Below are 6,841 nucleotides of genomic sequence, written 5' to 3'. Positions count from 1 at the left end.
GGATGGCCAGGATGCCTGGGAAAAACTCAAGTCAGGCCTGCCCTGTGATTTAATTCTCTGTGACATTGAAATGCCCCGCATGAACGGTCTGGAATTGCTGGAGCGCATTCAAGAAGATGCCAACCTCTCCCGTATTCCGGTGGCCATGATTACCTCCCGGGGAGCACAAAAAATGCAGCGTATGGCAGCGGAAAAAGGTGCCAAAGGTTACTTTGTGAAGCCCTACATTGAGGAAACTTTGTTGGAAGCTAGTCGACGGTTAATGAAGGGAGAAGTTTTACTGGATCTAGCCGCTCTGAGTGCAGATGAATGATGGCAGAATCATCAAATTCATTACTACCGGAGATTAGTATTGCCCTGGTACTGGAACAACTAAGGCGTTTCTGTCGGCAAGATTGTCAGCACCATTGGCATTGCTTACCTTCTGCTCCTTGGGAAATTGTAGATTGGCGCAGTTATCCCTTGGGAAAAGTCAATGAAAAAGGCTATTTAGTTTGGGAAAAGGGAGAAAAAGTCCAATGGTTTGCCCAGACTTTTACCGTTTCTAAAGCTTTAGCAGATTATCCGTTAGATGGTTTGACATTAAGGCTAGCCTTAACTTGGTGGGCTCAGAATGCCCAAATTTTTGTCAATGGTAAGTTGGTCCAAGCGGGGGATTTATTTGATTCAAAAGCCAGAATTTTGTTAACTGATAATAGCCAAATTGGTGAAATTTTCACCGTAGCGTTGCAGTTAACTAGTCCTAGCCATGACATTGGCGGATTAATGCAATCTCAATTAATATTTGAGCGGCAATATCCAGCACTAGATCCGGGGTTTATTGCTGATGAAATTGAAGTGTTAAGTTTGTATTTAACCCAATTTGAACCAGAAAACATAGCTATGGTTAGCCAAGTTCTAGAACAAATTTTGTGGGAACAGGTTACTGATCAAAGTGCGTTTGATCAATCGTTAATGGTGTTGCGTCAAAAATTATTGCCATTAACTGAAAGCTTGAAACAGCAGCAAATGAACTTATTGGGTCATGCCCATTTGGATATGGCTTGGCTTTGGCCCCTGGAGGAAACTTGGGAAGTGGGAGAAAGAACTTTCCGTTCTGTAATTAATTTGCAACGGGAATTTCCCGATTTAGTGTTTGGCCACACTAGTCCAGTTTTATATGAATGGATCGAAGCGAATAGACCGGAGTTATTTAAGCAAATTCAAACGGCAGTTACAAAAGGAAACTGGGAACTATTGGGGGGCATGTGGGTAGAGCCAGAAGTAAATATTATTAGTGGCGAATCTTTAGCTAGACAATTGCTTTACGGCCAGAGGTATTTTCAGAGGAAATTCGGTCAGACCAGTAAAGTTGGTTGGCTTCCTGATAGTTTTGGTTTTTGTGGTCAGTTGCCCCAAATTTTTCGTCAGGGCGGGATAGATTATTTTGTTACGGGTAAACTCCACTGGAACGATACCAATCCCTTTCCCCACGGGGCTTTCCACTGGCGATCGCCGGATGGGACAGAACTTTTTACAGTGATGGCACCGCCCAATCTAGCCGGGGTGATGGACAATCAACCTTTGCCTATGGCCAATTATGCTAATCGTTGGCAACAGCAAACTGAGTTAAAGGAATGTCTCTGGTTACCGGGGGTGGGAGACCATGGTGGTGGCCCCAGTCGGGATATGTGGCTTATGAAAGAGCGGTGGCAAAATTCTGAATTTTTCCCAACTATTAACACAGCTAAGGCTGAAGATTTTTTAGCGAGTATTAAACAAGCGTTGCAACCAGATCAATCTTTTCCTGTGTGGGAGAAGGAATTATATTTAGAATTGCATCGAGGTTGTTTTACCGTCCATGCTGACCAGAAGTTTTATAATCGCCAATGTGAGCATTTACTGTACGAAGCAGAACTTTGGAGTAGTTTTGCTAGCTGGTTAGGCAATTATGAATATCCGCAAATTCAACTAGAATCAGCTTGGAAGAAAGTTTTACTCAATCAATTTCACGATATTTTGCCAGGCACATCTATTCCTGAAGTTTTTGTTACGGCTAATCAAGCTTGGCAAGAAGTTTATCAAACTAGTCATGAAATTATTAATCAATCTCTAGCTAGCCTCAGTAGCCAAGTTAAATATCCTTGTAATCCGACTGATAAAAACATACCTTTATTGATTTTTAATCCTCTTCATTGGCCGCAGAATCAGTTGGTAGAAATTCCAGTTCAGCCAGGTAAAAAATATCAAGTTTATGATTGGCAAAATGAGAGATTAATTGATACCCAATTAACAGCGTCAGACACCTTATTATTTGTAGTTAATTCGCCTCCTTTAACCTGTATCGGTTACTGGTTGCAGTGTGAAGAAATTCCATCAGATAATCAACAATCTCAAGTTTTTAATCAAGAAACTATTCTAGATAATGGTTGCTTAAAAGTTGAAATTAGTCCGGAGAGTGGCGAAATAATCAGCATTGATGATTTGGTTAACCATCGTCAAGTTTTAGCTGGCCATGGTAATCAATTACAATTTTTCCGAGACCAAGGCCAATATTGGGATGCCTGGAATATTGATCCTGACTATGAGCAATACCCTTTACCTTCTGCCCAATTAATTAATCACCAATGGTTGGAACAAGGTCCCCTGCGTTGGCGTTTGCGGGTGACAAGAAAATTTCAACAATCGGTTTTCATCCAGGACTATTGCTTAACCAAAGATTCTCTGTTACTGGAAATAAAAACAGAAGTAGATTGGCAAGAAACCCATGTGATGGTGAAAGCGGCTTTTCCTGTGGCGTTACAAAGTGAATTTTTTACTACGGAAGCTCCCTGTGCTGTGGTCGATCGCCCGATTAATCCCCAAACGGAGATGGAAAAAGCGCAATGGGAAGTGCCCCACCAACATTGGTTTTCTTTAACCGATCAAACGGAAAATTATGGCGTTAGTTTGCTGAACAATTGCAAATATGGTTGTGATGTCAAAGAGAATTTAATGCGTTTAACACTTTTGCGTAGTAGTGTGTGGCCCGATGCCAACGCTGACCGGGGCAAACATCAATTTAGTTATTTCTTTTATCCCCACCCAGGAGATTGGCGATCGGCAAAAACGGTAGCCATGGGCTATGGTATTCATCGTCCCTTGAGACCCTATTTTCCTAAGAATCTGAATGCAACATCAAATCAGTCAGAACCATGGTTAGGCAAGCCTTGGTTGACCATGGGTAGCGAAAATCTTTGTTTAATGGCCCTGAAGCGACAGGAAGATAACCCAGAAAATTGGATAATGCGTTGCTATGAAACTATCGGAAAATCTGCCCAGTTAGATGTCACCACAATTTGTGACCACCGTGTTCAAACCAAAGTAAATCTGTTGGAAGAACCCCAACCAGGAGACAATACGGTTAATCCTTGGCAAATTGTTAGTGTTTCTCTCGCCCATGACTAAGAATTTACCCGTTTCCAAGCCATCGCCTGTCAGCGATCGCCAGACAAGTTTCAGGTTCAAAAAAATTATTTTGCAAAAGCCGTTAGCTTCCTTGAGCTTAATTGCCCTGATCATAATTGTTTTGGCAGTGGTTTTTGGTCCGATCTTTTATCGGGTTCCCATCGACCAAATTGATTTTACTCAAACAGCGGCCGCCCCTAGTTGGCAACATCCCCTGGGAACTAATGATTTGGGACAGGATCAATTGGCTCGCTTACTTATCGGTGGCCGGATTTCTCTGGCGGTGGGGCTGAGTGCCATGGCGGTTTCCCTCACTTTGGGCACCTTAATCGGGGCGATCGCCGGTTATTTTGGCGGTTGGTGGGATGTGATATTAATGCGCATTACAGATCTGTTCTTAGCCTTGCCCCAATTGCCTTTGGTATTACTGGTGGTCTATTTATTTCGGGAGCCGGTGACCAGGGCCACTTCCCCCGAAAAAGGCATTTTTATTTTGGTGGTTTTGCTCATTGGTTTGCTCAATTGGATGAGTGTGGCTCGGTTGGTACGGGGCAATATTTTACGTCTACGGGAAATGGAATTTGTCAAAGCGGCGACCGCCATGGGAGCGGGCTCTAATCATATTATTTGGCATCATCTTCTGCCCAACGTCTTGAATTTAATCATTGTGGCCGCTAGTTTAGCGGTGGGTAATGCCATTATCACCGAATCAACCCTGAGCTTTTTAGGCTTAGGTTTTCCTCCGGATGTGCCCACTTGGGGGCAGATGCTTTACACCGCCAAGGATTATCTGGAAACGGCACCATTGATGGCAATTTTTCCCGGCTTAGCTATTTTTATTACCGTTTTAAGTGTTAATTATTTGGGGGACGGCATTGGCATAAAAAATAGTTAATAATTCAATCCTATTTATTAATCTTATTTAGCTAAAAATAAACTCTATGATCCGCCCAGTTCCCGATGCCAGTAATCAGTTTTATCTGGACCATATTAATTTATTACGTCAAAACTATGAGCGCTTAACTGGCAAAACCTTTGGCCCTAGCGATCTAACCGGGATGGCCCTAGCCCAGGCGATTTACGAAGCTTCTTACGTAGTAGTTTCCCATGGTACAGAGCCCGATCCAATTTTTAACTATGCTAATCTTGCCGCCCAAAAACTATTTGAATTGCCCTGGGCAGAATTTTGCCAATTACCTTCCCGTCAGTCTGCGGAAGTTCCGAACCAAATAGAACGACAAAAATTGTTAGATGCCGTTACTAGTCAGGGTTTTATGGAAAATTACCAAGGCATTCGCATTGCCAAGGGGGGACGTCGCTTTTGGATTAAAAATGTTACCGTTTGGAACCTCCACGATGGTGATGGCATTTACCGTGGTCAAGCGGCAATTTATAGCTCTTGGGAAGATATTGTTGAAAAAATTTAAAATTTAGAATAGCCAGAATAAGTTGCCAAAATACTGACAAGATTTCTCCAAGGTTTTCGGCTTACATTAACCAGTTTTAGACACTTTTAACTATCTGTTAATTATCTGCAACCCAAACTGTCCCTGGTGGCCACCCCTGTCACTGGGTTAACTCCTTCCGCCCGTTCACACATGAGCTTGACTTGGTAGGCATCAATCACCGCATCGCTGAAGTCCGCCCCGGTAATATCAGTGTCGTAAAAACGGGTACGGGTGGCGATCGCCTCGGTGAAAATGGTGTCCCGCAGGTCAGCAAAATCCAGGGTAACCCGATCCACCAGGGAACCACTCAAGTTAGCTCCCCGCAGATTGGCATGGAGAAAAACCGCATCGGTCAAAATGGAAAAAGTGAGATCACTACCCTCAAAATTGCTTTCCCGCAAATCTGCCGCCGCAAATACGGCCTTATTCAAGTCCTGGTGGGAGAAATCTGATCGGGCCAAATCTCCGTAGGTGTAGTTAACCGTATTGGCTTGGGCCAGCACTGACGGAGCCCAGAGCAACACCAAGGCGATCGCCAGGACGAGAATTTGGAGCCATCGCCGCCAGCCAGAAAAAAGCAAAGAAAACATAGGGGCAAATTTTGCAGAATCTTTCCCCAGCCTAGCAAAACAATCCGGTGAGGCAAAGACAATTTGGGGCGTCGAAAGTTAAGTGCAATGGATCGATCTAAACTTTGCAATCATAATCTTAGCCGTAGCCATGTTCATGCAAAAATGCTAGGTTGATATCTTTCGTCTGACCCATTGCTTGGCCTCGGGACAAAAATCGGGCTGCATATTTACCTAGAATATCCCCCTCCAAATTGACCCAGTCCCCCGGTTGCAGTAACTGTAAATTGGTTTCGCTGTAGGTGTGGGGAATCACGGCCACGTTAAACCAATCTTCGCCACAGTCCGCCACCGTTAAACTGATGCCATTGACGGCAATACTGCCCTTGGGCACAAGGTAGGGAGCTAAATATTGTTGCCATTGCCCCTGTAAACTACCTACCGCTCCGAAGCTGAGCAGCCAAGCATTATCGGTTTGTTCATTGCTCAATAATTGCCCTACTCCGTCCACATGGCCAGAGACAAAATGCCCCCCCACTTTTCCCCCGACTCGGAGAGAAGTTTCAATGTTGACCGCTGTACGTCTTTCCTTAGCTCGGCCTAGGGTGGTGCGTTGCAAGGTTTCTGGAGAAACGTCGGCCAAAAATCCCTGGTGGGCGATCGCCTCTACGGTGAGGCAAACCCCATCCACTGCAATGCTATCCCCCAGTTCCATATCCCCCAAAACCCTGTGGGCATCGACGGGGGCAAGGGTAATTTCCAGGCGATCGGCCCGTTGGGCAGAAAGATAACCGAGGGATTGGATAATGCCAGTGAACACAATGGAAATAATGTAGGGGAACAACCACCATTGTCCCAGTTTGGGATGGATATTGTTTTCCTCTCCGACCCCAGGAAATGGTCAATGCGCCTACAATGGTTACTGTTCTTGCCCGTTGAAGAGATAATATGGCTGATAATCCGGAAAAAGACGCGTTCCTCTATCCCAAGAGTAAATATTATGGGGATTTCAAGCCGGAAAAGTTGGTTTTTAATGCAAATTTGCAGGAATTCGCCCAAAAAGTCAGCGTTATCTGCAATCTGGAGACCGCAGGTAAAATTGAAACCATGGAAGCCTATGAAAGAATCAAACGACTTTGGAAAAGTCTAAAGGAAAGCAAGAAAGAGTTGGGTATTGGGGAAAATCCTTTCAAGCCTGACGAGCCGCCCAACAGTTAATTCGTTAGTTTTTGGCCTCTGGGGATTCCCTGCTTAAATAACCCAGCTTCATCTCTGTGTTTAATTTACCGTGTTTAATTTTTTGACCACTTCCCCGGCCTTACCTAAGATTTCCCTCAATATTTGGGTTTTGGTCAGTTTGCTGATCGCCGCTTGGATTGCGGTGCCCGTAGTTTTTGT

Annotated in this window: 7 protein-coding genes; 5 read left to right on the top strand and 2 right to left on the bottom strand. The window is 44.4% G+C overall.

The window, feature by feature from the left end:
* The 4 genes from IQ219_RS14935 to IQ219_RS14920 all read left to right on the top strand — a co-directional run.
* The coding region (locus IQ219_RS14935; protein ID WP_194073128.1) for a response regulator at positions 1–313 on the top strand (313 nt) is incomplete at its 5' end.
* Complete coding sequence (locus IQ219_RS14930) at positions 313–3,426, top strand: alpha-mannosidase (protein ID WP_194073127.1); 3,114 nt, start codon at positions 313–315, stop codon at positions 3,424–3,426. The genes IQ219_RS14935 and IQ219_RS14930, both read left to right, overlap by 1 nt.
* Positions 3,419–4,321 (top strand): ABC transporter permease, encoded by a 903-nt coding sequence (locus IQ219_RS14925; RefSeq protein ID WP_228017161.1) that lies wholly within the window; start codon positions 3,419–3,421, stop codon positions 4,319–4,321. The genes IQ219_RS14930 and IQ219_RS14925 overlap by 8 nt, the downstream gene beginning before the upstream one ends.
* Positions 4,322–4,367: 46 nt before the next feature.
* Complete coding sequence (locus tag IQ219_RS14920; protein WP_194073126.1) at positions 4,368–4,853, top strand: MEKHLA domain-containing protein; 486 nt, start codon at positions 4,368–4,370, stop codon at positions 4,851–4,853.
* A 101-nt stretch (positions 4,854–4,954) separates the two neighbouring features.
* On the opposite strand, the gene IQ219_RS14915 is transcribed toward IQ219_RS14920, so the two are convergent.
* Entirely contained in the window at positions 4,955–5,464 is a 510-nt protein-coding gene (locus IQ219_RS14915) for a pentapeptide repeat-containing protein (RefSeq protein ID WP_194019383.1), read from the bottom strand.
* Between the two features lie 118 nt (positions 5,465–5,582).
* The gene (gene ribE / locus IQ219_RS14910) at positions 5,583–6,263 is read right to left on the bottom strand and encodes a riboflavin synthase (protein ID WP_194073129.1); all 681 of its coding nucleotides are present in this window, start codon (positions 6,261–6,263) and stop codon (positions 5,583–5,585) included.
* Positions 6,264–6,391: 128 nt separating this feature from the next.
* On the opposite strand from ribE, the gene IQ219_RS14905 reads away from it, so the two are divergent.
* Positions 6,392–6,661: a hypothetical protein gene (locus IQ219_RS14905; protein WP_190596869.1), complete on the top strand. Its 270-nt coding sequence runs from the start codon at positions 6,392–6,394 to the stop codon at positions 6,659–6,661.
* The last annotated feature ends 180 nt before the right edge of the window (positions 6,662–6,841 follow it).

Source organism: Synechocystis sp. LEGE 06083 (assembly GCF_015207725.1).
Taxonomy (GTDB): Bacteria; Cyanobacteriota; Cyanobacteriia; order Cyanobacteriales; family Microcystaceae; genus Synechocystis; species Synechocystis salina.
The sequence above is the reverse complement of the archived record's forward strand: the minus strand, read 5'-3'. Positions and strand labels throughout refer to the sequence as shown.

Coding starts and splice junctions, on each gene's coding strand:
- IQ219_RS14925 (WP_228017161.1), top strand. CDS start 3,419: ATGACTAAGAATTTACCCGTTTCCAAGCCATCGCCTGTCAGCGATCGC.
- IQ219_RS14930 (WP_194073127.1), top strand. CDS start 313: ATGGCAGAATCATCAAATTCATTACTACCGGAGATTAGTATTGCCCTG.
- IQ219_RS14915 (WP_194019383.1), bottom strand. CDS start 5,464: ATGTTTTCTTTGCTTTTTTCTGGCTGGCGGCGATGGCTCCAAATTCTC.
- IQ219_RS14905 (WP_190596869.1), top strand. CDS start 6,392: ATGGCTGATAATCCGGAAAAAGACGCGTTCCTCTATCCCAAGAGTAAA.
- IQ219_RS14920 (WP_194073126.1), top strand. CDS start 4,368: ATGATCCGCCCAGTTCCCGATGCCAGTAATCAGTTTTATCTGGACCAT.